We start from the raw sequence: 26,883 nt of genomic DNA, 5'->3' as shown, positions 1-26,883 counted from the left end.
ATGTTGCATCGCAGCAAAGTTCGAGGAGTGAGTCTGTTGGCAACCCCGCGCAAGTCCCGTTCGTCCAAAGCCGGTCCCCGGCCCGCGACGTCCGTTGCACGGAGCCCGGCCAAGAACGACGCTTCCAAGCCTGTGGCTAAGCCCACGGGTGAGAAGGTCGCGGCGGCCGCTCCGATGCCGGTCAAGGCACCGGTGACACCGAAGGCACCACTCGCGCCCAAATCTGTCGCCGCGGCGGCTCCCAAAGCCACGCCTGCGACTTCGACAGTTGCGCGCAAGCCAGTCGATGTGCCGGCCGTCAGAACGCCGGTGGAATGGCCCGTCAGCGCTGCCCCCAAGGCTGAAGCCGTTGATGCCAGTCCGGCGCCCCTCTCACCTGTCTCGAACCCAGAATTGGCGGATGCATTCCCCCTTCCCGACACCGGGAAATCCGCCGCAGCGAAAGGCGAACCGACCATGACCGATATGATGGACACCGCGAAAACCTATGCCGAGGAGGCCAAGACCCGTATGCAGAGTGCCTTCACTGAAATGAACGAGAAGACCAAGGCTGCCATGGAGAAGTCTGGCAGGGCTTTCGAAGAGCTGGGCGAACTGACGCGCGGCAATCTCGAGGCGATGGTCGAATCCTCCAAGATCGCTGCCAAGGGCATGGAAACGCTGGGCCAGGACGCCGCCGAATTCGGCCGCAAGTCCTTCGAGAAGTCGAGCGCCACGATGAAGAGCTTTGCGTCGATCAAGTCGCCGGCCGAGTTCTTCCAGCTCCAGAGCGAGCTGCTCAGCCAGACGATGGACAGCTTCGCGTCCGAGGCTGCCAAGAACAGCGAAAAGATGCTCAAGCTGGTGAGCGACATTTCCCAGCCGATCAGCAACCGCGTGTCGGTTGTAACGGAAAAGGTGAAGTCGATCGCAGCCTGATCAGGCCGATCCGATTCAGAAAAGGCGGCTCGCTCCGGCGGGCCGCCTTTGCTTTTTTGGGCAGTCCGTCTCTGTGCCCTTGCAACCAAGGGGGGCGATGCCCTATTTTTGGGCCATGCAAGACAGAAGCGCGATCATGAATCAGCCGCTCATGGCTGGGCGGCCCGATGAGGAAGGGCCGGGCGATCCCGGTCTTGGCGTTGCCACCCGTACCCGCGCACGCACCCGCAAGCCCACGCCTTACAAGGTGTTGATGCTCAACGACGACTACACGCCGATGGAATTCGTCGTCGATGTGTTGCAGCGCTTTTTCCGCATGGACATCGAGCAGGCGACCCGCGTGATGCTCCACGTCCACCAGCGCGGTGTCGGCGTGTGCGGTGTGTTCAGCTATGAAGTGGCCGAAACCAAGGTCAATCAGGTGATGGATTACGCCCGCCAGAACCAGCATCCGCTCCAGTGCACGCTGGAGCATGCCTGACCGGCTAATGGGGCGGGTGAACTCGCGGCGCGCCAGCTCAATCCGTTCTTGACCCGTTGATCGCTGCAATGCAGCATGGTGTGCATGTCACCCATGCGCCCCGCCATCACCCAAAATCCTGACATTCGCTATCTCGGGCGCCTGCTCGGGGATGTCATTCGCGTCTATGGCGGCGAGCGCCTGTTCAAACAGACTGAATATATCCGGTCTGCCTCCGTCGACCGGGCGCGCGGCGTCGCCCCTGCCGAGGGCGTGGACAGCGGTCTCGATGCGCTGACGCTGGACGATACGCTCGCCTTCGTGCGCGGCTTCATGCTGTTCTCCATGCTCGCCAATCTCGCGGAGGACCGCCAGGGCGTCGCCGCCGAGCCGGGCGCGGACGTTGCCAGTGCGACCGCCAAGCTGAGCGAGCATGGCGTCAGCCCCTCCGATATTGTCAAGCTGCTGGAAACGGCGCTGGTGGTGCCGGTGCTGACCGCGCACCCGACGGAAGTGCGCCGCAAGTCGATGATCGACCATCGCAACGTCATTTCCGATCTCATGGCCCTGCGCGATACCGGCGCGCGCGAGACGGATCATGGCGAGCCGATCGACGAGGCGATCAGCCGTCAGATCGCCCTGCTGTGGCAGACGCGCCCACTGCGCCGCGAGCGGCTGTTCGTACGCGACGAGATCGACAATGCGCTCTCCTATTTTCGCGACATCTTCATGCCGGTGCTCCCCAGCCTTTACGCCCGCTGGGACCGGGTGCTGGGCCAGCGCGTCCCCAATTTCCTGCGGCTCGGCACTTGGATCGGTGGGGACCGGGACGGCAATCCCTTCGTCCAGGCCGAGCAGTTGCGCACCGCGCTGGGCCGGGCGAGCGGATCGACCCTGCGCTTCTACATGGATGCGCTGCACGAGCTGGGCGCGCAGCTCTCCATCTCCAGCGAGCTTGCGGCCATTCCTGCCGGCGTCCGCGATCTGGCAGCGGCCAGCGGCGACGAGGCGGCCAGCCGGCGCGACGAGCCCTATCGCCGGGCCGTGGCGGGCATCTACGCGCGCGTCGCAGCGACCTATGAGCAGCTCATCGGCACCCCGCCGCCGCGCCCCTCACGCCTTGCAGGCGAGCCCTATGCCGATGCGGGGGAACTGCGCGCCGATCTCGCGACGCTTGGGCGCGGCCTCGCCGTCGAAGGCAACGGCGCGCTCGGCAGCGGCGGCGGCCTGGCCCGGCTGATCCGCGCGGTCGAGCTGTTCGGCTTCCACCTCGCCACGCTGGACATGCGCCAGAACAGCGCGGTGCATGAGCGCGTCGTCGCGGAATTGCTCAAGGTCGCCGGCGTGGAGCCGGATTATCTCGCGCTCGATGAAGAGGCGCGCGTCGCCCTGCTGCGTCGCGAACTGGCCACCAACCGCCCGCCGGGCTCCCGCTTTGCCGACTGGAGCGAGGAAACCGCCACCGAACTCGGCATCGTGGAGGCCGCCGCAGAGGCGCATCGCCGCTATGGCGCGGCCTGCATTCGCCATTACCTCATCTCCAAGGCGGAGAGCGTGTCGGACATGCTGGAGGTGAACATCCTCCTCAAGGAAGCGGGCCTGTGGCGCGCGGCGCAGGACGAGGGCGCGCCGCATGCCCCGATCATGGCTGTGCCCTTGTTCGAGACGATCGCGGACCTCGAAAAGGCGCCTGCCATCATGTGCGATTATTTCGCCCTGCCGGAGATCGGCGCGCTGGTCCGGGCGCGGGGCCATCAGGAAGTGATGATCGGCTATTCCGACTCCAACAAGGATGGCGGCTACCTCACCTCGACCTGGGGCCTGTACGAAGCCAGCCTTGCGCTGACGCCGGTGTTCGAGGAAGCCGGGGTTGCGATGCAGCTCTTCCATGGGCGCGGCGGTGCGGTCGGGCGGGGGGGCGGCTCGTCCTTCGCAGCCATTCAGGCGCAGCCGCCCGGCACCGTGCAGGGCCGCATCCGCATCACCGAACAGGGCGAGGTCATCGCCGCCAAATATGGCACGCTGGAGAGCGCGCGAACCAATCTTGAGGCGGTCACCAGCGCGGCCCTGCTGGCCAGTCTGGAGCCCGAGCGGCTCTCCCCTGCGGACAACGAGCGCTTCACCCAGGCAATGACGCGCATTTCCGGCCTCGCGTTTGAAGCCTATCGCGGGCTGGTGTACGAGACCAAGGGCTTTCGCGAGTTCTTCCGCGAGCTGACGCCCATTCAAGAGATCAGCGGCCTCAAGATCGGCTCGCGCCCGGCCAGCCGCACCAAGAGCAATCGCATCGAGGATCTGCGCGCGATCCCATGGGTCTTCTCCTGGGCACAGGCGCGGGTGATGCTGCCGGGCTGGTATGGCGTCGGGCAGGCGCTGCGCGATTTCGGGGATGACGCCCTGCTCAAGGACATGGCGCAGGCCTGGCCCTTCTTCCGGGCGAGCATGGCGAATATGGAAATGGTGCTCGCCAAGTCGGATCTGGAGATCGCCGCCAAATATCTGCCGCTGGTCGCGGACCGCGCGGTGGGCGATCCGATCTTCGAGCGCATCCGCGAGGGCTGGCATCTTGCCCATGATCAACTGCTCGGTGCCACCGGGCAGACCCATTTGCTGGCGGACAGCCCGGCGCTGGATGCCTCCATCCGCTTGCGGCTGCCCTATATCGAGCCGCTCAATCTGCTGCAGGTGGAACTGCTCAAGCGCCACCGCGCCGGGGAGACCGATCCGCGCATTCGCGAAGGCATTGAACTCTCGATCAACGCCATTGCCACGGCTCTGCGCAACAGCGGCTAAGGAACGGCTGGCGGGTAGGCGTTGCCGCCCCCTCTCACTCGTCCCGTTTGCCCTTCGACAAGCTCAGGGCGAACGGGAGGGTAATGCATTAAAAAAACGGCCGAGAGATAACTCCCGGCCGCTTATTTTCATACGATCCGCTCCTCGCGAGCGGGCCGCATCGATCCGTCATCAGAACTTGGCAACAACACCGACCATCGGGCGGAAGCTGTTGAAGTTACCGCGCGTATCGACCTGCGCACGCAGGCGGATGTTGCTGGTTTCGGCCGTGCTGCCCATGTCGGCCAGCGAGAGCTCGACGCCACCGCCATAGGTCACGCCATGATAGTGGCGATCGGTGTCGGCCAGCGGCACGGTCTTGTCATTGAACTGGGTCCACTGATAGCCGACCTTGGCAAAGAACATGCTGTCCTTACCGGCCTTGAGGCCCAGACGGCCTGCGGCGCCATATTCCCAGTCGATGTCCTTGTCGAAGCCCTTGGCGACGCTACCTTCGGCACCGACCACGACGGGGCCGAGGTCGTAGTTCAGACCGGCCACGCCTTCAGCGACCCAGCCGCGATAGCCGCTCGGCGGTCCACCTGCGGGCTGCTGGTTGTCGAAGTCATGCAGGCCGCCCATCACGCCGACATAGGGCTGCAGGCCCTGCGCGTCCTGTGCCAGAGCCGGGGCCGAGAGACCCGCTGCCAGAGCAACGGCGAGGGTGAGGGGAAAAGCTTTCATAACACTGAACCTTCTATTAACAGAACAGGACTGTTTAGGTCCTCGTTTCGCGACCGACCTGCGTCGATCACTGTCCCTAAAATGGCTCAGCCAGATGAACCGTTCCCGAATGAATTGTGGAGCAATTGTGGAAAGGCCCCGCTGTTGCACATGTGCTACACAACGGGGCCATTCACTTGGCGTTCAGTTTTACTTGAAGACTTCGCAATAGTATTACAATCGCGCAGGCAATCTTGCCTTAGGCTTCACTCACCGTAGCCTTCACGATCTTGCCCGGTTTTGCCGGCGGCTCGCCCTTGGGCAGCGCGTCGACATGCTCCATGCCTTCGGTCACAACGCCCCAGACGGTATATTGACGATCGAGGAACGTCGCATCGTCGAAGCAGATGAAGAACTGGCTGTTGGCGCTGTTCGGGTTGGAGCTGCGTGCCATAGAGCACACGCCGCGCACGTGCGGCTCGCTGTTGAACTCGGCGGGCAGATCGGGAAGCTTCGAGCCGCCCATGCCGGTGCCGGTCGGGTCGCCGCCCTGCGCCATGAAGCCGGGGATCACGCGGTGGAACACCACGCCATCATAAAAGCCGTCCCTGGCAAGCGCGCTGATGCGCTCGACATGCTTGGGGGCCAGATCGGGGCGCAGCTGGATCACGACGTCGCCGGTGTCGAGCGTCAGGGTAAGGGTCTGGTCGGCCATGGGGGCAGTCTCCTTGTCTCTACCGGCCTCGGGTCGCAATGCGGAGCGGAAGCGGGCGGGGGAATGGAGCGGCCTCTATAGTGACTGCTTTCGTCAAGGGAAGGCTGCATGACGTTGCATTTGCCCCGGGCATGGGCAAAAGGAGCGATTATCGAGAGCAGGCGTGGCCAGTGGCGGCCGCAGCCGGAAAGGGAGGCGCCGCATGAGCGAGACCGAGGCCGCATCGCAGCCCGGCGCGATCCCTCCCGAGGAGGAAGACGCGCTCGTCGATACCAATCTGGACGAGGACGATCGTCTTCGGCCGGAGTTCGTCTCTGCCGTTCTGTCCGCCGTCGAGGAGGGCAAGGACGATGCGGCGCAGGCGCTGGTCGAGACGCTGCACCCCGCCGACATCGCCGACCTTCTCGAGCTGACGCCCGAGGATCGGCGGGCCGGGCTGGTTCATGCGCTGGGCTCGCTGGTCGGCGCGGAAGTGCTGTCCGAGCTGAACGATTATGTGCGCGATACCGTCGTCGAGGCGCTGGAGCTTGAGCAGCTCGCGGAACTGGCCGGCGAACTGGATACCGACGATGCCGTCGCCATCATCGAGGATCTCAACGAGGAGGACCAGCAGACCGTCCTCGATGCGATGGAGCCGGAAGACCGCGCCGCTATCGAGAGCGCGCTGGGCTATCCCGAGGAATCCGCAGGCAGACTCATGCAGCGCGATCTGGTCGCGGTGCCCGAGCATTGGACCGTCGGCCAGACCATCGACTTTTTGCGCGATACCCGCGACCTGACATCGGATTTCTGGGAGATTTTCGTTGTCGACGCGGCTCATCGGCCCATCGGCTCCTGCCAGCTCTCCTGGGTGCTGCGCTGCCCGCGCGAAATCGCCATGAGCGATGTGATGAAGCGCGAGCAGACGCTGATCCCGGTCGATATGGATCAGGAAGAGGTCGCGCTGCGCTTCCAGAAATATGCGCTGATCTCGGCAGCGGTGGTCGATCCGGGTGGGCGCCTCGTCGGCATGATTACCGTGGATGACGTGGTCCACATCATCCAGGAAGAAGCCGGCGAAGACATTCTCCGCCTGTCGGGCGCCGGTGAAGGCGACATCAACGAGCCGGTGCGGGAGAGCTACAAGGCGCGCGTGCGCTGGCTGCTCGCCAATCTCATCACCGCGTTGTTCGCCACCGCCATCATCGCTGCCTTTGAGGATGCAATCGCGAAGATGGTTGTGCTGGCGGTGCTGATGCCCATCGTCGCCAGCGTGGGTGGCAATGCCGGCAGCCAGACCATGGCGGTCACCGTCCGCGCCCTTGCCACCAACCAGATCACCGCCTCCAACACCTGGCGCATGATCATGCGCGAATTGCGCGTGGCCGTGCTGAACGGGGCGACGGTCGCGGTGGTGCTCGGCATTGGCGTTGGCCTGTTCTTTCAGGACCCCTTGCTGGGCGGGGTGATCGGCTCCGCGATGGTGCTGAATATCGTCACGGCCGGCTTTGCCGGAGTCGCGGTGCCTATCCTGTTCGAGCGGTTCAACGTCGATCCTGCGGTTGCCTCCTCGATTTTCGTGACGACGGTCACCGATTCGATGGGCTTCCTCTCCTTCCTGGGCCTGGCCACGCTGGCGGGACTCACCAGCTGAACCGTATCGTTTGACGTATGACGATATGAACCATATATGGTCCGCATATTCTCTATATGCGGAGCGGTTCATGGGTTTGGTCAAGATCGAGGATGGGTTACACGAGGAAGCGCGCCGCACCAGCGCCGTCATGTGCCGCTCCATCAATGCTCAGGCCGAGTTCTGGATGAAGATCGGGATGCTCGCCGAGGCCCATCCCACATTGTCGTTCAACGAGATCGTGAAGATGGAAAAGGACCGGCAGGACCTCGCCACCGCGCAGGCCGCCTGAGATGGTCAAGACGCCGGACGAACTCGCCCTCATGCGCATCTCCGGCCGCTTGCTCGCATCGGTCTTCGAGATGCTGGACGGGGAGGATCTCGTCGGCCGCTCCACCATGGCGGTCAACGATATGGTCGAGCGCTTCATCGTCGATGATCTGGCGGCGCGTCCGGCGAGCAAGGGGCAATATGGTTTTGCCTATGTGCTCAATTGTTCGATAAACGAGGTCGTCTGCCATGGCGTGCCGGATGCCGACCGGATCATTGCGGATGGCGACATCATCAATCTCGATATCACGCTGGAGAAGAACGGCTTCATTGCCGACAGCAGCAAGACCTATCTCGTCGGCACGGTCTCGCCCGCCGCGCGCCGGCTTGTGCGTGTTGCCCAGCAAGCGATGTGGCAGGGCATCCGCCAGGTGCGCCCCGGCGCGCGCCTCGGCGACATCGGCTTTGCCATCGAGCGCCACGCCAAGAAGCATGGTTACTCGGTCGTGCGGGATTATTGCGGCCATGGCATTGGGCGCAAGATGCACGAGGAGCCGCAGGTGATGAACTTCGGCCGCCCCGGCACTGGCCTTACACTGCGCGAGGGCATGGTGTTCACCATCGAACCGATGGTCAACCAGGGTACGCGCGGCGTGATGACCAAGGGCGACGGCTGGACGGTGGTGACGAAGGACCGCAAGCTTTCGGCGCAGTTCGAGCATACGGTTGCCGTGACGGCGACCGGCGTCGAGGTGCTGACGTTGCGGCGGGACGAGCAGCCGCTGGCGGCGTGAGGGTGTTGCTCGGTCTTTTGGGATAGTTGAAGCTGGGTGCCCGGACAGCGCGCCATTGCGGATCGCGCTCCGTTCGTCCTGAGTAGTGGCTGAGCCTGTCGAAGCGTATCGAAGGACTGGTTGTGCGGTCGCGATGCTTCGATACGGCTCTTCGATACGCGCCTGCGGCGCTACTCAGACCCTACTCAGCACGAACGGTGAAGGTTGGCGTGGAGGGTTCGCCGTATCATGCTTGCCATGCACACGCTGTATCTGAGCGATTGGACGCTGCCCGCCAGCAGGATGTCCAGGCGTTCTGATTTGGCGGAGACGTCTCCCGCCCTCTTTAGAGGGGGGCTAAGGCTGCTTTCCGCAACTATGCAGGCCAATTATCAGAGAGCCTTCACTTCACCGATCCGCCACAATCGCGCGCAGACCTACGCCGATTGTCGCGCGGGGCTGGGGCATTTCGGATGAAGCGACGGGGTAAGCGCAATGGTCGGCCATATAATGGCCGCCGGGGCGGTGATTGCCTGACAGGCCGATACCGCCGACCGGTGCATTGGGCGCGAGCGCATAGGTGGGTCGGTTCCAGTTGACGATGCCGGCGCGGCTGTTGGCCCAGAAGCGATCATAATGTTCGGGGCCACCGCCGATCAGCGTCGCGGACAGGCCGTGGCGGGTGCTGTTGGCTTCGATGATCGCCGCGTCGAAGCTGGTGACGCATATGACCTGCAGAATGGGGCCGAACAGTTCCACGTCGCTGCGCGGTGCCATGGCCGTCACATCGATGATGCCGGGCGTGACGAAGGGCAGGCCTTCGATCGGGCGCTGCATGTGCCGGATCGGCTTGCCGCCATGGCTCATCAGATACAGGAAGCTCTCGGTGAGGCCGTCGGCGGCGTCCATGTCGATCACCGGCCCCATGAAGGGGAGCGGATCGGCGGTCGGGGGACCGACGAGCAGGCGGTCGGTGAGCGCCTTCACCGCGCCCAGCAGCGGCTCGGCAAGGGTGTCGCGCACGATGAGGCGGCGGGCGGACAGGCAATGCTGCCCGCTCATGTCGAAGGCGGACTGGACGATGAGCGCGGCGGCGCTGGCGATGTCCGGCGTGTCCCAGGCGATGATCGGATTGTTGCCGCTCATTTCCAGGGCCAGCAGCTTGCCGGGCTGGTCGGCGCAGGCGCGGTTGATGGCGCGGCCGGTGCGGGTCGATCCGGTGAAGAGCACGCCGTGGACGTCCGGCGCGGCGGCCAGCGCTTCGCCGATCGCCGGGCCACCAATCACGCATTGCACCTGATCGTACGGCACACCGGCCTCATGCAGCAGGCGCACCAGCATTTCGCCGGTGGCGGGCACCTTCTCGGAGGGCTTGAAGAGCACGCCATTACCGGCCAGCAGCGCCGGCACGATATGATCGACCGGGATGCGTGCGGGCAGGCAATGCGGCGTAATGATGGCGAGCACGCCATGCGGCTTGTGGCGCAGCGCGGTGCGGGCGCCCATCGCGCCTTCGCTCTGCCGCTGGCCCGTGCGTTCGGAATAGGCCTGTACGGCCTTCTCGACGCGCTCGAACAGGCTGATCACCTCTTGCCGTGTAGACCAGAGCGGCCGCCCGGTTTCGCGCGAGATCAGGGTCGCGAAGGCCTCCTCACTGGCGCGCACGCCGTTGGCGAAGCGGCGCATGGTCTCGATGCGGACAGCGGAGGAGAGGCCTGCCCATGCGGTCCAGTGGTGGGCCACCAGCGCGATCTGCGCGGCGGGGTCGGTCTCCTTTCCTTGCCAGACGGCCGCGCCCGTCGCCGGATCGAGCGATTCGAGGACGGAAGGCTCGTGCGGAGCCTCGGTGGCATGAAGCGGGGCGTGCAACATGCAGCGGCTATGCGGCGCAATTAGTTTCCAGCGGATTTACGACGCGCGCTCCGGAGCGCGCATCGGCTTATGCGCTGCGCGAGGCAAGCGGCTGGCCCGGCACCGGGCCGTGCGCCGCCCCCGTGGCGCGGATCGCCTCGATCTTGGCGTACAGCGGACCCCAGTCATCGCGCTCGGCAATGGGCGCCCAAAGGGCTTCCACTTCCTCGATATGCATCGAGCAGGGGGCGTCGGCCTGCCAATAGGGATGGTCACAGGCCTCGGGCCGTGGGGTGAGGGACTCGCGCGCGGCCCGCACCTTGTCCCACGCTGTGCCCGAATAACGCGATTCGGCATGGTCGCCACGTCGCCAATCGAAGAAGAAGCGGTCGATGAGCACATCGCTGCCGCGCAGCGCCTCGACAGCGGAGACTACGAAGGCGCGTGCCGTTTCCGCTTCCGGCGCGGTCAGGCCCAGCCGCCAGAGGAACCGCTCGATCAGGCGACTTTCATAAATGGCCGGGAAGCGCCGAAGCACCTCGATCAGCGCCTCTGTCTCGGCATGCTCCACCAGCGACTGCGCCAGTTGCGCGACATCCCAGTGGATCGCCTCGGCCTGGCGGGCGAAGGCATAAAGGCCGGTCTGGTCGAAATAGGCGGCGGTAAAGCCCGGCTCCCAGCGCGGGGTGAAGCGCCACGGCCCGTAATCGAAGCTCTCGCCGGTGATTGCGATGTTGTCGCTGTTCAACACGCCATGGACGAAGCCGGCGACCATATAGCTCGCGGCGAGATCGGCCGTCCGCGCGACGACCGCCTTCAGCAGCGTGAGCGCGGGCACCGCGCCGGGCTCCAGCGCCAGCAGATGGCGCAGGCAATAGTCGATCAGCCGTGCGCTCTCCTCGCGCTGGCCGAGATAGGCGAGCCGCTGGAAGCTACCGATGCGAATGTGGCCGTGGCTGAGCCGCACCATCACCGCCGAGCGGGTGGGGGAAGGCTCGTCGCCGCGCACCAGCGGCTCGCCGGTTTCGATGATCGAGAAAGTGCGTGAGGTGGTGACGCCCAGCGCCTCCAGCATTTCGGTCGCGAGAATTTCGCGCACGCCGCCCTTGAGGGTCAGGCGGCCGTCCGCCGTGCGGCTCCAGGGCGTGCGGCCCGAGCCCTTGGTGCCAAGATCCAGTAACCGGCCGCCGGCCGTCTCTGTTTCGCGCATCTGGGCGAAGAGGAAGCCGCGGCCATCGCCGAGATCGGGATTGTAAGTGCGGAACTGGTGGCCGTGATAGCGCAGTGCCAGCGGCCCCGGCTGCGCGCCCGGCAGGGGCGTGAAGCGGCCGAAATGGCTGATCCATTGCGCATCGTCGAGTGCCGCCAGCCCCACCGTGCGGGCCGCGCGATCGTTGCGAAAACGCAGGATCGTCTGCGGGAAATCCGCCGGCTGCACAGGGTCGGTCAGAAAATCCGCAATCGACTCTATTGCGCGTTCCGGATGAAATATGTCTGTCTTAAGCGCTGCGTCCATGCTCTGATATGGGGGGCGCCCCGGGAAAGGATCAAGCTTGTCGGGCTATGAAGACAAATATTGGTGGTCGCAGGACAATTTACGGCTGCATTACCGGGACTATCCCGGGCGCGACGATCGGCCGCCGATCCTGTGCCTGCCAGGCCTGACGCGCAACGTCCGCGACTTCGAGCCGGTGGCAGAGCGGCTGGCGGGCGAATGGCGCGTTATCGTGGTGGAACTGCGCGGGCGCGGCGAGAGCGCTTACGCCAAGGACCCGATGAGCTATGTGCCGCTGGTCTATCTGCAGGATCTGCTCAAGCTGATCGATGAGCTGGCCCTGCCGCGCTTCGTGGGGGTCGGCACGTCGCTCGGCGGGATCATGCTTATGCTAATCGCGGCGACGCGGCGCGGGAGCCTCGCGGGCGCGCTGCTCAACGATATCGGGCCGGAGATCGCCGAGGAAGGGCTGGAGCGCATCCGGCAAGGGGTCGGCACCGGTAGCGCGCAGCCGACCTGGGTGCACGCCGCGCGGGCGGTGGCGGATGTGCAGGGGGTGATCTACCCCGATTACAAGCTGACCGACTGGCTGCGCATCGCCAAGCGGCTATATCGATTGACGAGCCAGGGGCGCATCGTGCTGGATTATGACCAGCGCCTCGCCGAGCCGTTCCGGGCGCCCGGCGGTGCGGCGGGCGTCGACCTGTGGCCGGCGTTCGAGGCGATCGGCGATATCCCGCTCACCTTGGTGCGTGGCGCGCTTAGCGATCTGCTGACCGTCCAGACGGCGCAGGCGATGCAGACGCGCCTCCCGCAGCTGGATCTGGTGACGGTGCCGCGGGTGGGTCATGCACCCACGCTGGAAGAGCCAGAAGCGGTGGCGGCGCTCGACAGGCTGCTCGCCAGGATCAGCGAGAAGCCATGACGCGGCGGGCGGCCCGGCGCGATCTCTCCCGCGAGCCGCTGCGCGTGCTGCAAATTCACCGCACCTTCGATCTGGGCGGAAAGGAAGTGCGCCTTGTCCGGCTGATGAATCATTGGGGCGCGCGGATGCAGCACGACATCCTGCTGGGCGAGCCGGGCGCCACCGCGGCGCAAGCCTTGCTCGACCCCACGCTGAAGGTGCGCTTTCTCGATTCGCCCGCGTTGGAGGGGCCAGCGACCTTCGCCCGCTTCAACGCGCTGGCCAAGGCGATGCGCGGCTATGACCTCATCCTGAGCTTCAATTGGGGCGCGATCGATGGCGTCATGGCGCACCGTCTCTTCCGCCGGCTGCGCTGCCTGCCGCCGTTGATCCACCACGAAGAGGGCTTCGATGTGGACGAGGCGTTCGTCCGCCAGGCCGCTCGCAACCGCTACCGCCAGATCGCCTTGCAGGGCGCGCGGGCGCTCGTCGTCCCGTCGGCGCAGCTGGCGCATATCGCTCAGGCGGAGTGGCGGCAGTCCGCCGAGAAAGTCCACCAGATCCCCAACGGGCTGGATGTCGCCGCCTATGAAGGCACCCGGCCGGTCGCTGCGATTCCCGGGCTGGTACCGGACGGACGGCTGATCGTGGGCACCGTCGCCAATCTGCGTGCGGTCAAGAACCTGCCCCGGCTCGTCCGGGCGGTGGCGCCGCTGCGCGACCGGCTGCGTCTGGTCATCGTCGGTGACGGGGAGGAGCGGGAGGCGATTCTGGCGGAGGCGCAGCGGCAAGGGATGCACGATCTGCTGATGCCGGGTGCCCTGCCGCGCCCGCAGGATTATGTCGGCGCGTTCGATATTTTCGCATTGTCCTCCGATAGTGAGCAGTTCCCCACGGCCCTGATGGAGGCGATGGCGGCCGGCCTGCCGGTGGTCGCGACCGACGTCGGCGATACGCTCGGCATGGTCGCGCCGGACAACCGGCCCTTCATCGTGGCCCCCGATGCGACCGATGATTTTCAGGCTGCCCTTGCAGAACTGGCCGGGGATGCCGATCTGCGTCGGACTATCGGGGCAGCCAATCGCGACAGAGCGAGGCGCTGTTTCGATGAAGCCGTGATGATCCAGCTCTACGCCCGGCTCTATGGTGAGGCGGTCGGTAACGAACTGGCGTTATTTTGAGTTTTGTGGCATTTTAGCACTTGGTTTGAGGAAAATGCTGGTAAAGGCGCTCGTGGCTGGCTTGCGAAGCTGGCCGATGGGGCACTGAGGAGTTTCATTTGTTCAAGGGCTTGAAGCCGATCGTCTATGGCGGTCGCGAGGTGTGGCCGGTTATCGAAGGCGGCAAGGGCGTTGCGGTCTCCAATCACATGAGCTCCGGGGCATGGGCTGCCGCTGGCGGCATCGGCACCGTGTCGGCCGTGAATGCGGACAGCTATGATGCCGACGGCAATGTCATCCCGCAAATCTACCATGGCCGCACCCGCCAGCAGCGCCATGAAGAGCTGATCGCCTACGCCATCGAAGGTGGGGTGGAGCAGGTCAAGCGCGCTTATGAGATGGCCGGTGGCAAGGGCGCCATCAACATCAACGTGCTCTGGGAAATGGGCGGCGCGCAGGCCGTGCTGCAAGGCGTGCTGGAGCGCACCAAGGGCATGGTCGCAGGCGTGACCTGCGGGGCCGGCATGCCTTACAAGCTCAGCGAGATTGCTGCGCAGCATCAGGTCAGCTACCTGCCGATCGTCAGCTCAGGCCGCGCTTTCCGCGCGCTGTGGAAGCGGGCCTATCACAAGGCTGCGGAATGGCTGGGTGCGGTGGTCTATGAAGATCCTTGGCTGGCCGGTGGCCATAATGGCCTCTCCAATGCGGAAGACCCGACCAAGCCGGAAGACCCCTATCCCCGCGTGAAGGCGCTGCGCGACACGATGCGCGAGGGCGGCATCAGCGACGAAGTGCCGATCGTGATGGCCGGTGGCGTCTGGTATCTGCGGGACTGGAGCGACTGGATCGACAATCCGGAGCTGGGCGCGATTGCCTTCCAGTTCGGCACCCGTCCGCTGCTCACCCAGGAAAGCCCGATTCCGCAGGCGTGGAAGGAGAAGCTCATGACGCTGGAGGAAGGCGACATCCTCCTCCACCGCTTCTCGCCGACCGGCTTCTATTCCTCCGCGATCCGCAATCCCTTCCTGCGCGATCTCGAGGCGCGCTCGGAGCGGCAGATCGCCTTCTCCATGGAGGAAGCGGGCGACCATAACCATCAGCTCGATGTCGGCATCAAAGGCCGCAATTACTGGGTGACCCGCAACGATCTGCTGCGCGCTCGCGAGTGGGTGCTGCAGGGCTATGAGACTGCGCTCAAGACACCCGACAACACGCTGGTCTTCGTGACCGACGAGGACCGGGCTGTCATCCGCAAGGATCAGGCTGATTGCATGGGCTGCCTCTCGCACTGCGGTTTTTCGTCGTGGAAGGACCATGACGATTATTCGACCGGTCGCCTCGCCGATCCGCGCAGCTTCTGCATCCAGAAGACCCTGCAGGACGCAGTGCATGGCGGCGATGTCGACAAGAACCTGCTGTTCGCCGGCCATGGCGCCTATCGCTTCAAGCAGGACCCCTTCTATTCCAACGGGTTCGTGCCGACCGTGAAGCAACTGGTCGACCGCATCCTCACCGGGGATTGATGAGCATGATGCGCACGCCGGACATGCCGGGCCTCGCCATCCTCAAATATCGCGCGGCGGATTATCAGGTGGTCCGCTCGGGCCGTTTCGTGATCTGCGCCGTGAGCGGGGTGGAAATCCCGCTCGGCGAACTCGCTTACTGGAGCGAGGCGCGGCAGGAAGCCTATCGCAGCGCGATTGAGGCGACGAAGGCGTTGGCGGGTTGAAGAGCGGAAGCCAGCCCCACCTTTCCCTTTCTCGTCACTCCGGACTTGATCGGGGGTCTCGCTGCCTTTTGTGGTGAGCGAAGAAGAAGCGGGATCCCGGATCAAGTCCGGGATGACGTGAGGTTAGGAGCGCGCTGTTCGCTCAAACCCAGCCTTCGAGAATCTGATCCGGCGGCCGGTCGCCGCCGACCCACATGCGGATGTTGGCGATCACTCGTTCGCCCGAGGCGATGCGGCCCTCGAAGGTCGCCGAGCCCATATGCGGGGTCATCACCACATTGGGCAGAGCGAGCAGGCGCGGGTCGATCTGCGGCTCGAACTCCCACACATCGAGGCCGGCGCCGGCAAGCTGCCCGGCCTCCAGCGCTTCGATCAACGCTTCCTCGTCCACGATGCCGCCGCGCGAGGCGTTGATAAGATAGACATGGGGACGCAATAGCCCGATGCGGCGCCGGTCGATCAGGTTCTCGCTCTGCGCATTGCGCGGCGTGTGGATCGTCAGGATGTCGATGCTGCGCAGCATCTCGTCGAGGTCGGGGTGCCAGATCGCATCCACTTCCTGCTCGGCGACCTCGGGCAGGCGGTGGCGATTATGATAATGGATGGAGAGCCCAAAGGCGCGGGCGCGGCGGGCGACGGCGCGGCCGATGCGGCCCATGCCGACGATGCCGAGCGCCTTGCCGCCGATGCGATGGCCGAGCATGTTGCTGGGGCTCCAGCCGGTCCACTCGCCCGAGCGCACCAGCTTCTCGCCCTCGGCCAGACGGCGCGGCACCGAGACGATGAGCGCCATGGTCATGTCCGCCGTGTCCTCGGTCAGCACGCCGGGCGTGTTGGTGACAATGATGTTCTTCGCGCGGGCGGCGGGCAGGGCGATGTGGTTCACGCCGGCGCCATAATTGGCAATCAGCTGCAGCGCATCGCCTGCGCCCGCGATCAGATCGGCATCGAGATCGTCCGTCACCGTGGGCACCAGCACGTCGCACTGCTGCATGGCCTCATGCAACTCGGCGCGGGCCATAGGATGATCGTCGACATTGAAGCGGGCGTCGAACAGTTCGCCCAGCCGGGCTTCCACCGCTTGCGGCAGACGCCGCGTCACGATCACGCGGGGCGAAGCGGGCCGGGGACGCCTGGACATGTGGCGGGAATGCTCAGGCGAGAGCGGAAAGGCAAGCGGCAATTCGCGCAAGGCTGCTTCCGGTTGATGCCATGCGGTGGCCGTGGCAGAAGCGGGCCTTATGGTGTGGGCATTTTCCGGGAGATTGATGGCATGAACGCGCGCGGGCTATTTACGGCTTTTGCGGCGCTGGCCCTGGGATTGGGACTCGGGCTGGGCGCTGCCGACGCGCAGGCGCAAACCGGTCGCCCGACACCCTATTGGGCCTCCCTCTCCAAGGGGGAGGCCAAGATGCGCGTGGGGCCGAGCGCCGACTATCCGGCGAGCTGGATCTACCGCCAGCGCGACCTGCCGGTGAAGGTGGTCGAGGTCTATACCAATTGGCGCAAGATCGAGGATCCGGACGGCACGCAGGGCTGGATGCACGTGCGGCTGCTCAAGGATGAAGCGACCGCGATCGTGAAGGATGGCATTGCCCAGATGCGCGACGGCCCCTCCGAGAGCGCCCGCCTTCTGTTCCGGCTGGCGCCGGGCGTCGTGGGGCGTCTCTCTGGCTGTTCCGATGGCTGGTGCGCGATGGAGGTGAACGGCCGGCGCGGCTATGTGCAGGCCGCGAGCCTGTGGGGCGCGCTGGACTGACGGTAACCTAAGTGTGGGCGTGCCCATCAAGGCACGCCAGCGGCGCCTCTCCGATTATCGCGGAAGCGTCGCAGCTTCCCTCGCCAGCGCTTCTATGGCTGCGGGATCGAGCGGCCCCTTGGGCACAACCCAGCTTCCGCCCACGCAGCCGACGAAGGATTGAGCCAGCCATTCCGGCGCATTGGCCGCGGTGATGCCGCCGGTCGGGCAGAAGCGCACGCCGCCGAACGGCGCCGCCAAGGCTTTGAGCGCGGGCAGGCCGCCGCTGGTCGAGGCCGGGAAGAATTTGAAGCGCTCAAGCCCGAGATCCAGTCCGCGCATGATGTCCGCCGCCGTAGCGACGCCGGGGAGCAGGGTGGCCCCATTGGCGATCGCGGCCTTGCCGAGCGGCTCGGTGAGGCCGGGCGACACGATGAACTGCGCGCCCGCCTCCAGCGCCTGATCGAGCTGCCGGGGGTTGAGCACGGTGCCGGCCCCGACCACGGCGCCGGGGACCTGCGCCATTTCGCGCATCACCTCGAGCGCGACTGGGGTGCGCATGGTGACCTCGAGGGCCGGCAGGCCCCCGGCGACCAGCGCCTGCGCCAGCGGGACGGCATCGGCCACGGACTCCACGATCAGCACCGGAATCACCGGCGCCAGCGCTATTACGTCATCGACAGTCATGCTCATGCTTTCTTCTCCCGCCATGCAGCGGCGGCGCCATAAAGGCCAATTTCAGGATGGGTTGCCAAGCGAACCGGAACGGTTCTCATCAGGGCTTCAAAGCGACCCTTTGCGGTGAAACGATCATGGAAGGCACTATTGTTCACGAGGAAGTCGCGCATCCGTTGCGTCAGTCCGCCGGCCAGCACCACATGATGCGGCCCTTGCGCCAGTGCGAGGTCGCCGGCCGTGGCGCCATAGCTCATGCACAGGCGCTCCAGCGCCGTGCGGGCGAGGGGGTTGCTGCCCTCCAGCGCGGCGGCCCACAGGTCCGCGTCGTTCATCAGCGTGACCGGCGCCTGGCTGATCGTCGCCAGCGCCCGGTAGAGTGTATTGAGCCCCGGTCCGGAGACGATCCGCTCCGTCGAGACCCGCACGAGATCGGTGCGCAACTGCGCGAGAATGCGGCCCTCCAGCGCGTCGAGCGGGGCAAAATCCACATGGCCGCCCTCGGTCGCGACGATATGCGGCATGCCCTCGTCAAAGGCGATCATCGCCACGCCAAGACCGGTGCCGGGGCCAAGAATGGTCACCGAGCCATTTTCAGGAAAAGCCTCGTCCGGTCCGAACAGCAGCGGCAGATCGCTGAGCGGCAGCCGCGCAATGGCGTGGGCCACCGCCTCGAAGTCATTGACCAGCCGCACCGCCGCAACGCCGAGATCATCGGCCAACTGGGCAGGACGGATGATCCAGCTTGAGTTTGTGAGCTTGATGACCTCCCGCCCGATGGCCGTGGCAAAGGCGATGGACACCCGCTCGGGCGCCGGTCCCTCGTCATCGGCTAGAAAGGCCTGCCAGCAGCTTTGCAGGCTGGCATGATCCGCGACCTTGTATTTACGCACGGTACCCAGCGTGGGCACGCCGCGCGCATCGAGCGTCGCACGGGCGAAGCGGGCATTGGTGCCGCCAATGTCGGCGGCGACAAGATCGGTCATAGTTCCGCATCCATGGCTGCCAGCAGCGGCGAGGCGCCGGCTTCCGCCAGATCGCTATTATGGCGGAACAGGGCGAACAGTTCCCGACCGGTGTCATAGGGCGGCGGTGGCGCATCGGCCTGATCGCGCGCGTCCCATTCCGCGGCACCCACCTTTGCTTCCAGCGTGCCGCTCTCGGCGCAGACGCGGACGATGTCGCCATTGCGCAGCTTGCCGATCGGGCCGCCACCCAGCGCCTCGGGCGAGAGGTGAATGGCCGCCGGCACCTTGCCGCTCGCGCCGGACATGCGCCCGTCGGTCACCAGAGCGACTTTGAAGCCCTTGTCCTGCAACACGCCCAGCGGCGGGGTGAGCTTGTGCAGCTCTGGCATTCCATTGGCGCGCGGCCCCTGGAAGCGCACGACAACCACGACGTCCCGATCCAGCTCGCCCGCCTTGAATGCGGCCATGACCTGATCCTGATCGGAGAACACACGGCACGGCGCCTCGATGGTCCAGCGTTCGCGGTCCACGGCACTGGTCTTCATGATGCAGCGGCCAAGATTGCCGGCGAGCAGCCGCATTCCGCCATCCGCGCTGAACGGATTGGAGAGCGGGCGCAGGATCGCCTCATTACCCGGCGCAGTCGGCGGCGCATCCCAGACGAGCGCGTCATTTTCCAGCGTCGGCATCCGCCCGTAATCGGTGAGGTCGGCGCGGGCGACGGTCATCACATCGCGGTGCAAGAGGCCACCGCGCAGCAATTCGGTGATGATCCAGGCCATGCCGCCTGCCGCGTGGAAGTTGTTCACATCGTCCGCGCCATTGGGGTAGACGCGCGCCAGCAATGGGACGGCGGCAGACAGCTCGGCCAGATCCTTCCAGTCGATGACGATTCCTGCCGCCCGCGCGATGGCGGGCAGGTGGATGGCATGATTGGTCGATCCGCCGGTCGCCAGCAGCCCGACGGCGGCATTCACGATTGCCTTTTCATCGATGCACTTGCCGAGCGGGCGATAATCATCGCCGTCCCAGCCGATGGAGGCGACACGATGCACGGCGGCCCGGGTCAGCTCGCTGCGCAGCTTGGTGCCGGGATTGACGAAGGCAGCGCCGGGCATGTGCAGGCCCATCACTTCCATCATCATCTGGTTGGTGTTGGCCGTGCCGTAGAAGGTGCAGGTGCCCGCGCCATGATAGCTGGCGCTCTCGCTCTCCAGCAGTTCCTCGCGCCCAACCTTGCCCTCGGCATAGAGCTGGCGGATGCGCTGCTTCTCCTTGTTGGCGAGGCCCGAAGGCATCGGCCCGGCGGGGACGAAGATGGTGGGGAGGTGGCCAAAGCGCAGCGCGCCCATCAACAGGCCGGGCACGATCTTGTCGCAGATGCCGAGCATCAACGCGCCCTCGAACATCGCATGGCTGAGCGCCACGGCGGTCGCGAGCGCGATGGTGTCCCGCGAGAAAAGCGAGAGCTCCATGCCGGCCAGGCCCTGCGTCACGCCGTCGCACATGGCCGGCACGCCGCCCGCAACCTGCGCGGTGGCGCCGACTTCCCGCGCCGCGATCTTGATCGCCTCCGGGTAGCGGCCATAGGGCTGATGCGCCGAGAGCATGTCGTTGTACGCCGTGACGATGCCGATGTTCATGGCATTGCCCGCGCGGATCGCCGGCTTGTCCTCGCCGCTGGCGGCAAAGCCATGGGCGAGGTTGCCGCAGGAAAGCCGATCCCGGTTGGTGCCGGCATCGCGCCCGCGCTCGATGAGGTCGAGATATTTGCGGCGACTGACCGCGCTGCGCTGGACGATGCGCTGCGTGACGGCGGCGACGGTGGAATTGAGATCAGTCATACCAGCTTGCTCCATCGCGCTCGATCAAGGCAATGCCAGCGGATGGCCCCCAGGTGCCGGCGGCATAATGCACGACCTGCTGGCCGGATTCCTGCCAGCTCTGCGTGATGGAATCGATCCAGGTCCACTGCGCTTCCACCTCGTCGCGGCGCACGAACAATGTGGTGTCGCCCTCCAGCAGATCCAACAGTAGCCGCTCATAGGCGATCCGTCGGCGCTCACCGGCAAAGGCGTGTGTGAGCGAGACGTCGAGGCCGACTTCCTGCAGCTTCACGCCATCCCGGTCGAGCCCCGGCCGCTTGGCCATGATGCACAGGCGGATGTTCTCGTCCGGCTGCAGGCGGATGATCAGCGAATTGGGCTCCAGCGCGCGATCATAGCCGTTGCGGCGGAAAATGCTGTGCGTCACCGGCTTGAACTGGATGAGAATTTCCGACTGGCGGTTGGGCATACACTTGCCGGTGCGCAGGTAGAACGGCACGCCCGTCCAGCGCCAATTGTCGATATGGGCCTTCAACGCCACGAAGGTCTCGGTATCGCTCTCCTTGCCCAGTTCCTCGGCATAGCCGGCGATGATCTTGCCCTTCACCGCGCCGTCGCGATACTGGCCGCGCACGCTGTGGGTGCGGACCGTTTCGGGCGTCATCGGCCGCAGCGAGCGCAGCGCCTTCACCTTCTCGTCGCGCACCGAGGTGGAATCCATCCGCGCGGGCGGCTCCATGGCGATGATCGAGAGGATCTGGAGCATGTGGTTTTGCACCATGTCCTTGAGCGCGCCGACGCCGTCATAATAAGAGACGCGGCCCTCCAGCCCCACCGTCTCGGCGACGGTGATCTGGACATGATCGATCGCCCCGCCATTCCACAGCGGCTCGAACAGGCGGTTGCCAAAGCGCAGCGCCATCAGGTTCTGCACCGTTTCCTTGCCCAGATAATGGTCGACGCGGAAAATCTGCTCTTCATCGAACAGGTCGCCAATGGCGTCGTTCACCACCTTGGACGAGGCGAGATCCTTGCCGATGGGCTTTTCCATGGCGATACGGGTGTGCGCATCGACCAGACCAGCGGCGGCGAGACCCTGGGCGGTGGGCGCAAAGAGCGAGGGCGGGGTGGACAGATAGACTGCGATGGGACCCTCGCCCAGCGCCTTCGCCCGTTTCGCCAGCGCATCGAAATGCGCCTGCTCGCCGGCAGACACGGCGCAATAGCTGATCTTTTCGAGAAAAGCGGTGACGCGCGCCTCATCATGATGCTCATCGGCGAGATAGGTCGCCAGCGCCTTGCGGATGGTTTCACGAAAGGCCGCGTCATCCATCTCGGACCGGCCGGAGGCGAGGATGTTGAACGGCTCGGGCAGCAGCCCGTCGCACAGCAGATGGTAGAGCGAAGGAAACAGCATCCGGTGCGCCAGATCGCCGGTGGCGCCGAACAGGATGAGTGTCGCGGACTTTTCGAACAAGACTGGGGACCCTTCGTGGCCTGATGAATTGCGCACCTGAGCGGGACATTACAGGCGCACGACTTTGGTGCAACCGCACAATCGGACCCGTTTTCGATGAAAGCGCAGGGGAGCGCTCTACCTTTACGTGATCGCGAAGGGCCAGAATTCCTTCAACCGGCGCTATGGGAGGCAGCCGCAAGGCATTGTTCGCCGGCGCAAAATCTTGCTTCGCGCGCGGTTGGTCACGGTGAATTCTGGCTTGCCAGACGGGCAGCGGTTCCGCAGGAGCGCACATGCGGCGGGGGCGGTTCTCATCATTCGACCCTCGAATACAGACCGACCAGCCTTCGGGGGAGAGATACATGGCGCAGTCCCATGCAGACGGGCAGCGGATCGACATCGAGACCATTCTGGACCGGCCTTACGGGGCCTGGCGCTGGTACATCTTTGCGCTCTGCGGCATCGCCATGGCGATGGAGGGCTTCGACATGTACATGCTCGGGGCCATCGTGCCGGCTCTTGCTGCGGGTCTTGCTGTCGAGCCAGCCGCGATTTCCGCCGTGTTCGTGGCGCAGGGCATCGGCCTGGCCTTGGGCTACGCCTTCATCGCACCGCTGGCAGATCGGGTTGGACGCAAGCCGATCGTCATTCTGTGCGTGCTCGGCTTCGGCCTGGTCACGCTTGTCACGGCCTTGGCATCGACCCTGACGGCGGTGTCGCTCCTGCGGCTGGTCGCCTTTGCGTTTTTCGGCGGCATCACGCCCAACATCATCGCGATGGTGGCGGAGATTTCGCCGCGCCGCATCCGGCCCCGCCAGATCATTCTGGTCACGGCCTGCTTTGCATTCGGCTCGGCGATGGGCAGTGCGCTTGCGCCTTTGATCGTTCATCGGCTCGATTGGTGGGGCGCGTTTCTGGCGGGTGGCGCCGCACCGCTGCTGCTCCTGCCGGTGCTGATCTTCACTCTGCCTGAATCTCCACGCTTTCTCGTCACCGCCGGGCGCAGCACTGCACAAGTCAACCGCGTCCTGCGGCACATCACGCGCCACGTCAGCGACACGGCCCATTATTTTCTCGATGAACCGCCAGCCGGCCGGGCGTCACTTAAGTCCGTCTTTGCCGAGGGGCGGCTCGCCATGACGCTCTTGTTCATGCTGGCGGGCGGCATGATGATGTTCGTCGGCAATGCCGTGGCCTCCTGGGCGCCGACCTTCTGGCACATGCAGGCCGGCTTCCCGATGGCGGATGCGGCGGCGCTGTTCGCCCTTTCCTCAGTGGGCGCGATCGTGTGGCCGTTCATCATGATCGCGCTGGTCGGGTGGATCGGCGTCAAGCGCACCCTGCTCTTCTGCTATTTCGCGGGTGGCATCTCGATGCTCGTCTACATGGTCCAGCCGTTCACGCCTGCACTGGCTGCCTTCATGGCGATTGCCTTCGGCGCCTTCGTGGTCGGCTCGATCAGCGGGCTCTATGCCTTCATCTCAGCCGCCTATCCCACGCAGATCCGCTCCACGGCGCTTGGCTGGACGGCCGGGGCGGGGCGCCTGCTCGCGATCATCGGGCCGGCGACCGGCGGCTGGCTGCTGGCGCAGGGTGTTGGGCCGTTCGGCGTGGCGCTGGCCTTCGGGCTGCCGCTGTTCATCGCCGGCATCGCCGTGGCGTTCGTCCGCAGCAAGGCGTGAGTGCTCCTGCGAAGGCAGGAGCCCAGGGCGCAAAAGCCGGGCCTTGCTGCCCTAGGCTCCTGCTTTCGCAGGAGCACTATGCTGATTAAACCGCGTCAGCCTTCCTGCAGGCGATCGAACCGCTCCCGATGCGCGTCGATCTCTTCGCGATGCATCTGCGCCCATTTGCCGAGCCGGATCGCTTCGCGGGCCAGCGAATGGCCGAGCGGGGTGAGGGCGTAATCCACCTGCGGCGGGGTCGTCGGATGGACGGTGCGGTTGACCATGCCGTCCCGCTCCAGTGCGCGCAGCGTGCGGGTCAGCATCTGCTGCGAGATACTGCTCACCTCCCGCCGGATCTGGTTGAAGCGCATCGTGCCGTCACCAAGAGCCGCAACCACCGGCAGCGTCCATCTGTCACCGAATCGCGCGAGGGTCTGCGTGATCCGCATGCACTCCTTGTGCGACGTCACGGTGAGGCGGGTGGTGGTCATATCCATGTGACTAGGTCTCGAAAAAATGCGTTCTTGTTGGTTCTAGAGGTCCACCCTAGCTGGTTGCAAACAGAAACTGATCTTCCTGATCCGTCTCTCAAGAGCAATTTACGAAAGGGCCGACCATGACCGTGTTGCATATCGATTCCAGCATTCAGGGCGAAAACTCCATCACCCGCCAGATTTCGGCAGCCATTTTCGAGCGCCTCAAGGCGGAGCAGCCCGGCGCGGACGTGCGCTATCGCGATCTCGCCGCCCAGCCGCTGCCCCACCTGACGCTGCCCGGCTTCGGCACGGACGAGGCGGCGGCGGTGCTGGCTGAATTCCTGGACGCGGACACCGTCGTGATCGGCGCGCCGATGTACAATTTCACCATTTCCACCCAGCTCAAGGCGTGGATCGATCATATCGCGGTGGCCGGCAAGACCTTCCGCTATGATGAAAGCGGCAATGCCATCGGCTTGGCAGGCGACAAGCGCGTGATCGTCGCGCTCTCGCGCGGCGGCTTTTACGGCGCGGGCACGCCTGCCGCCGCTGTCGAACATGCGGAGAGCTATCTGCGCGCCGTCTTCGGCTTCATCGGCATCGTGCCCGAGTTCATCGTGGCAGAAGGCGCTGCCGTCGGTCCAGAGCATCGCGCTGCCGGCATCGAGGCGGCGCTCGCCGCCGTCGATCAGCTTGAGGTGAAGGTGGCGGCCTGACCGGCCGCCTAACCCTTACCGCTCCGACAGATAATAACGGTCCTTTGCGGAAAGATCGTCGGCCAGCTCATAGACAATGGGCTGGCCGGTCGGGATTTCGAGGCCCGTAATCTCGTCGTCGGGGATGTTCGAGAGGTGCTTGACCAGCGCGCGCAGCGAATTGCCATGCGCTGAAATGAGCACGCGCTTGCCGGCCTTCAGCTCGGGAGCGATCCGGCCCTCCCAATAGGGCAGCACGCGCGCGATGGTATCCTTCAGGCTCTCCGTCGCCGGGATGGCGATGCCGGCATAGCGCCGGTCCTTGCTCAGGTCGAATTCGCTGCCGGCCTCCAGTGGCGGCGGCGGCACGTCGAAGCTGCGGCGCCAGATCTTCACCTGCTCATCGCCATGCTTGGCTGCCGTCTCGGCCTTGTCGAGGCCCGTCAGGCCACCATAATGCCGCTCGTTGAGCCGCCAGTCCTTTTCCACCGGCAGCCAGAGCCGCTGCATTTCCTCGAGCGCCAGATTGAGCGTCTTGATCGCGCGGGTCTGCAGCGAGGTGAAGCACTGGTCGAAATCGAGGCCCTTGTCCCGCATCAGCGCGCCGGCAGCCTTGGCTTCGGCAGCGCCTTTCTCGGTCACGTCGACATCCCACCAGCCGGTGAAGCGGTTCTCCAGGTTCCAGGCCGACTGGCCATGGCGGATGAGGACGAGGGTGGGCATGAGGTCTTATCTCCCGATCTTCGGCGGTTTTACCGTTATCGGGCCTGATAGCGGGATTTGGTGTGAGCGCAATCCGTTCGGGCGGGTCTTGAAGACGCGCAGAGACGCTTCAGGCGTGCTCGAGGGTCGCGGCGTGGCCACGCGCTTGAAGCGCTTTCAGCATCGTCTGATAATGCTGCACATAGCTCTGATAGGCGGCTTTCTCATCCGGGTGCATCGCCGTTGTGGCCTGCGCTTCGAATTGCTGGATCTGGCTCTGGAGAAAGCCCGGATCCCACAACGTCTTCATCTCGTAAACTCCCATATTGCTGGCAGAAAACTGCGCCGGGGCCGGTTGGTTCCGGCAAAAGCGATCGGCTGCGTTAAATGTTGAGAAACCACCGGCGCGGGCTGTCTTTTCGACCGGGATCACTGCCGCAAGCGCCCTTGTCCGCCCGAGCACAATTCGCCATGGATGAGCGCATCATCCCATTGCAGCAAAGGAGCAGGAACCATGGCGATCACCCGCACTGTCCACCTTCATGAAGGCCCCGGCGGTCCCTTTGAATCGATGTTCGTCGGCGATGCGGATGCAGGCGATCAGCCAGGTGTGCTGCTGTTCCCCAACTTCATGGGCACCAAGGAATGGGATTTCGCCAAGGCCGAGACGCTGGCGGCACAGGGCTACAAGGTGCTGGTCGTGGACTATTACGGGCAGGGCAAGCGCGCTACGGATATGGAAAGCGCTGGCAAGCTGCTGCATGATTTCATGACGGATCGGCAGGCGGTGAAGACCCGGCTGCTCGATGCCCTTGCGGAGCTGCGCGGCTTGCCGGGCGTGGATGGCAGTCGGATCGGCGCCATCGGCTTTTGCGCCGGTGGCAAATGCGTGCTCGATCTCGCGCGTGCCGGGGCGGACATCAAGGTCGGCGTTTCCTTCCATGGCGTTTATGACGCGCCGCCATTCGCCAATGCGCCGATCACTGCCAAGCTGATGATTTGCGACGGGTGGAACGACAATCTCTGCCCGCCCGAGGCCAAGCTGGCGCTGTGCAAGGAACTGGCCGCGGCGGACGTGGACTTCCAGTTCACCACCTACAGCCGCACCGGTCACGCCTTCACGGCGGACGATGTGCCGCTGAATGCGGACCGCAGCTTCGGCTTCGAGCCGGAAACCAACCGCCGGAGCTGGCGCGCGGCGATGGCCTTTCTGGGCGATGAGCTGGGGTGAAGTGAAGTAGAGCGGCCCGACGAGCGAGGGCTCGGCGTATAGAAAAGCCCCTCCCCTTCAGGGGAGG

Annotated in this window: 26 protein-coding genes; 14 read left to right on the top strand and 12 right to left on the bottom strand. The window is 65.1% G+C overall.

Annotated features, from left to right (window positions below; genetic code table 11):
* The 3 genes from M2336_RS00570 to ppc all read left to right on the top strand — a co-directional run bounded on the left by M2336_RS00570 (position 1) and on the right by ppc (position 4,171).
* Positions 1-918: a phasin family protein gene (locus M2336_RS00570; protein WP_264573515.1), complete on the top strand. Its 918-nt coding sequence runs from the start codon at positions 1-3 to the stop codon at positions 916-918.
* A 136-nt stretch (positions 919-1,054) separates the two neighbouring features.
* Complete coding sequence (gene clpS, locus M2336_RS00565) at positions 1,055-1,399, top strand: ATP-dependent Clp protease adapter ClpS (protein WP_264571201.1); 345 nt, start codon at positions 1,055-1,057, stop codon at positions 1,397-1,399.
* An 84-nt stretch (positions 1,400-1,483) separates the two neighbouring features.
* Entirely contained in the window at positions 1,484-4,171 is a 2,688-nt protein-coding gene (gene ppc / locus M2336_RS00560; protein ID WP_413715946.1) for a phosphoenolpyruvate carboxylase, read from the top strand.
* Positions 4,172-4,342: 171 nt separating this feature from the next.
* Here the strand turns inward: ppc and M2336_RS00555 are convergent, their stop codons facing one another.
* Together M2336_RS00555 and M2336_RS00550 are read right to left on the bottom strand one after the other, a co-directional pair.
* Positions 4,343-4,894: an outer membrane beta-barrel protein gene (locus tag M2336_RS00555; RefSeq protein ID WP_181560520.1), complete on the bottom strand. Its 552-nt coding sequence runs from the start codon at positions 4,892-4,894 to the stop codon at positions 4,343-4,345.
* A gap of 238 nt (positions 4,895-5,132) precedes the next feature.
* Entirely contained in the window at positions 5,133-5,588 is a 456-nt protein-coding gene (locus tag M2336_RS00550) for a peptidylprolyl isomerase (RefSeq protein ID WP_264573513.1), read from the bottom strand.
* A 202-nt stretch (positions 5,589-5,790) separates the two neighbouring features.
* Between M2336_RS00550 and mgtE the strand changes: the two genes are divergently transcribed.
* The 3 genes from mgtE to map all read left to right on the top strand — a co-directional run bounded on the left by mgtE (position 5,791) and on the right by map (position 8,264).
* The gene (gene mgtE / locus M2336_RS00545) at positions 5,791-7,221 is read left to right on the top strand and encodes a magnesium transporter (protein WP_181560518.1); all 1,431 of its coding nucleotides are present in this window, start codon (positions 5,791-5,793) and stop codon (positions 7,219-7,221) included.
* 70 nt (positions 7,222-7,291) lie between these two features.
* Positions 7,292-7,492, top strand: coding sequence for a ParD-like family protein (locus M2336_RS00540; protein WP_181560517.1), 201 nt, complete (start codon positions 7,292-7,294; stop codon positions 7,490-7,492).
* A 1-nt stretch (position 7,493) separates the two neighbouring features.
* The gene (gene map / locus M2336_RS00535) at positions 7,494-8,264 is read left to right on the top strand and encodes a type I methionyl aminopeptidase (RefSeq protein ID WP_264592482.1); all 771 of its coding nucleotides are present in this window, start codon (positions 7,494-7,496) and stop codon (positions 8,262-8,264) included.
* 387 nt (positions 8,265-8,651) lie between these two features.
* On the opposite strand, the gene M2336_RS00530 is transcribed toward map, so the two are convergent.
* Entirely contained in the window at positions 8,652-10,115 is a 1,464-nt protein-coding gene (locus M2336_RS00530) for a succinylglutamate-semialdehyde dehydrogenase (RefSeq protein ID WP_264573511.1), read from the bottom strand.
* A gap of 67 nt (positions 10,116-10,182) precedes the next feature.
* Entirely contained in the window at positions 10,183-11,610 is a 1,428-nt protein-coding gene (locus M2336_RS00525; protein ID WP_264573510.1) for a protein adenylyltransferase SelO family protein, read from the bottom strand.
* Between the two features lie 37 nt (positions 11,611-11,647).
* Between M2336_RS00525 and M2336_RS00520 the strand changes: the two genes are divergently transcribed.
* The 4 genes from M2336_RS00520 (at position 11,648) to M2336_RS00505 (ending at position 15,382) form a co-directional block, all read left to right on the top strand.
* A complete protein-coding gene (locus tag M2336_RS00520; RefSeq protein WP_264571196.1) occupies positions 11,648-12,514 on the top strand; it encodes an alpha/beta fold hydrolase in 867 nt (288 codons plus the stop codon).
* Positions 12,511-13,674 (top strand): glycosyltransferase family 4 protein, encoded by a 1,164-nt coding sequence (locus M2336_RS00515; protein WP_264573509.1) that lies wholly within the window; start codon positions 12,511-12,513, stop codon positions 13,672-13,674. Before M2336_RS00520 ends, M2336_RS00515 begins: the two co-directional genes overlap by 4 nt.
* A gap of 98 nt (positions 13,675-13,772) precedes the next feature.
* The gene (locus tag M2336_RS00510) at positions 13,773-15,176 is read left to right on the top strand and encodes an NAD(P)H-dependent flavin oxidoreductase (RefSeq protein WP_264571194.1); all 1,404 of its coding nucleotides are present in this window, start codon (positions 13,773-13,775) and stop codon (positions 15,174-15,176) included.
* Positions 15,176-15,382, top strand: a complete 207-nt coding sequence (locus tag M2336_RS00505) for a DUF2093 domain-containing protein (RefSeq protein ID WP_264571193.1) — start codon at positions 15,176-15,178, stop codon at positions 15,380-15,382. Before M2336_RS00510 ends, M2336_RS00505 begins: the two co-directional genes overlap by 1 nt.
* Positions 15,383-15,524: 142 nt before the next feature.
* Here the strand turns inward: M2336_RS00505 and M2336_RS00500 are convergent, their stop codons facing one another.
* On the bottom strand, positions 15,525-16,523 hold the full coding sequence (locus tag M2336_RS00500; RefSeq protein WP_264573508.1) for a 2-hydroxyacid dehydrogenase: 999 nt from the start codon (positions 16,521-16,523) through the stop codon (positions 15,525-15,527).
* A 132-nt stretch (positions 16,524-16,655) separates the two neighbouring features.
* On the opposite strand from M2336_RS00500, the gene M2336_RS00495 reads away from it, so the two are divergent.
* Entirely contained in the window at positions 16,656-17,141 is a 486-nt protein-coding gene (locus tag M2336_RS00495) for an SH3 domain-containing protein (protein WP_264573507.1), read from the top strand.
* A gap of 54 nt (positions 17,142-17,195) precedes the next feature.
* Here the strand turns inward: M2336_RS00495 and eda are convergent, their stop codons facing one another.
* From eda to zwf, 4 genes are read right to left on the bottom strand one after another with little or no spacing between them, the layout of a single operon-like run.
* Entirely contained in the window at positions 17,196-17,813 is a 618-nt protein-coding gene (gene eda, locus M2336_RS00490; RefSeq protein WP_264573506.1) for a bifunctional 4-hydroxy-2-oxoglutarate aldolase/2-dehydro-3-deoxy-phosphogluconate aldolase, read from the bottom strand.
* Complete coding sequence (locus M2336_RS00485; protein WP_264573505.1) at positions 17,810-18,781, bottom strand: glucokinase; 972 nt, start codon at positions 18,779-18,781, stop codon at positions 17,810-17,812. Before M2336_RS00485 ends, eda begins: the two co-directional genes overlap by 4 nt.
* Positions 18,778-20,607 carry a phosphogluconate dehydratase gene (gene edd, locus M2336_RS00480; RefSeq protein WP_264573504.1) on the bottom strand — a complete coding sequence of 610 codons (1,830 nt, stop codon included), beginning with the start codon at positions 20,605-20,607 and terminating at the stop codon, positions 18,778-18,780. The genes M2336_RS00485 and edd overlap by 4 nt, the downstream gene beginning before the upstream one ends.
* On the bottom strand, positions 20,600-22,066 hold the full coding sequence (zwf, locus tag M2336_RS00475) for a glucose-6-phosphate dehydrogenase (RefSeq protein WP_264573503.1): 1,467 nt from the start codon (positions 22,064-22,066) through the stop codon (positions 20,600-20,602). The genes edd and zwf overlap by 8 nt, the downstream gene beginning before the upstream one ends.
* 344 nt (positions 22,067-22,410) lie before the next feature.
* Here zwf and M2336_RS00470 point away from each other — a divergent pair, with 344 nt between their 5' ends.
* On the top strand, positions 22,411-23,730 hold the full coding sequence (locus tag M2336_RS00470) for an MFS transporter (RefSeq protein ID WP_264573502.1): 1,320 nt from the start codon (positions 22,411-22,413) through the stop codon (positions 23,728-23,730).
* A gap of 95 nt (positions 23,731-23,825) precedes the next feature.
* Here the strand turns inward: M2336_RS00470 and M2336_RS00465 are convergent, their stop codons facing one another.
* Positions 23,826-24,209: a winged helix-turn-helix transcriptional regulator gene (locus tag M2336_RS00465; RefSeq protein WP_181560501.1), complete on the bottom strand. Its 384-nt coding sequence runs from the start codon at positions 24,207-24,209 to the stop codon at positions 23,826-23,828.
* 119 nt (positions 24,210-24,328) lie between these two features.
* Between M2336_RS00465 and M2336_RS00460 the strand changes: the two genes are divergently transcribed.
* On the top strand, positions 24,329-24,904 hold the full coding sequence (locus tag M2336_RS00460) for an FMN-dependent NADH-azoreductase (RefSeq protein WP_264573501.1): 576 nt from the start codon (positions 24,329-24,331) through the stop codon (positions 24,902-24,904).
* Positions 24,905-24,919: 15 nt separating this feature from the next.
* On the opposite strand, the gene gpmA is transcribed toward M2336_RS00460, so the two are convergent.
* Positions 24,920-25,606, bottom strand: coding sequence for a 2,3-diphosphoglycerate-dependent phosphoglycerate mutase (gene gpmA / locus M2336_RS00455; RefSeq protein ID WP_264573500.1), 687 nt, complete (start codon positions 25,604-25,606; stop codon positions 24,920-24,922).
* A gap of 109 nt (positions 25,607-25,715) precedes the next feature.
* Positions 25,716-26,018 (bottom strand): hypothetical protein, encoded by a 303-nt coding sequence (locus tag M2336_RS00450; protein WP_264573499.1) that lies wholly within the window; start codon positions 26,016-26,018, stop codon positions 25,716-25,718.
* A gap of 81 nt (positions 26,019-26,099) precedes the next feature.
* Here M2336_RS00450 and M2336_RS00445 point away from each other — a divergent pair, with 81 nt between their 5' ends.
* Entirely contained in the window at positions 26,100-26,816 is a 717-nt protein-coding gene (locus tag M2336_RS00445; RefSeq protein ID WP_264573498.1) for a dienelactone hydrolase family protein, read from the top strand.
* Positions 26,817-26,883: the final 67 nt, after the last annotated feature.

This window comes from Sphingobium sp. B1D7B, from assembly GCF_025961965.1.
Lineage (GTDB): Bacteria > Pseudomonadota > Alphaproteobacteria > Sphingomonadales > Sphingomonadaceae > Sphingobium.
The sequence above is the reverse complement of the archived record's forward strand: the minus strand, read 5'-3'. Positions and strand labels throughout refer to the sequence as shown.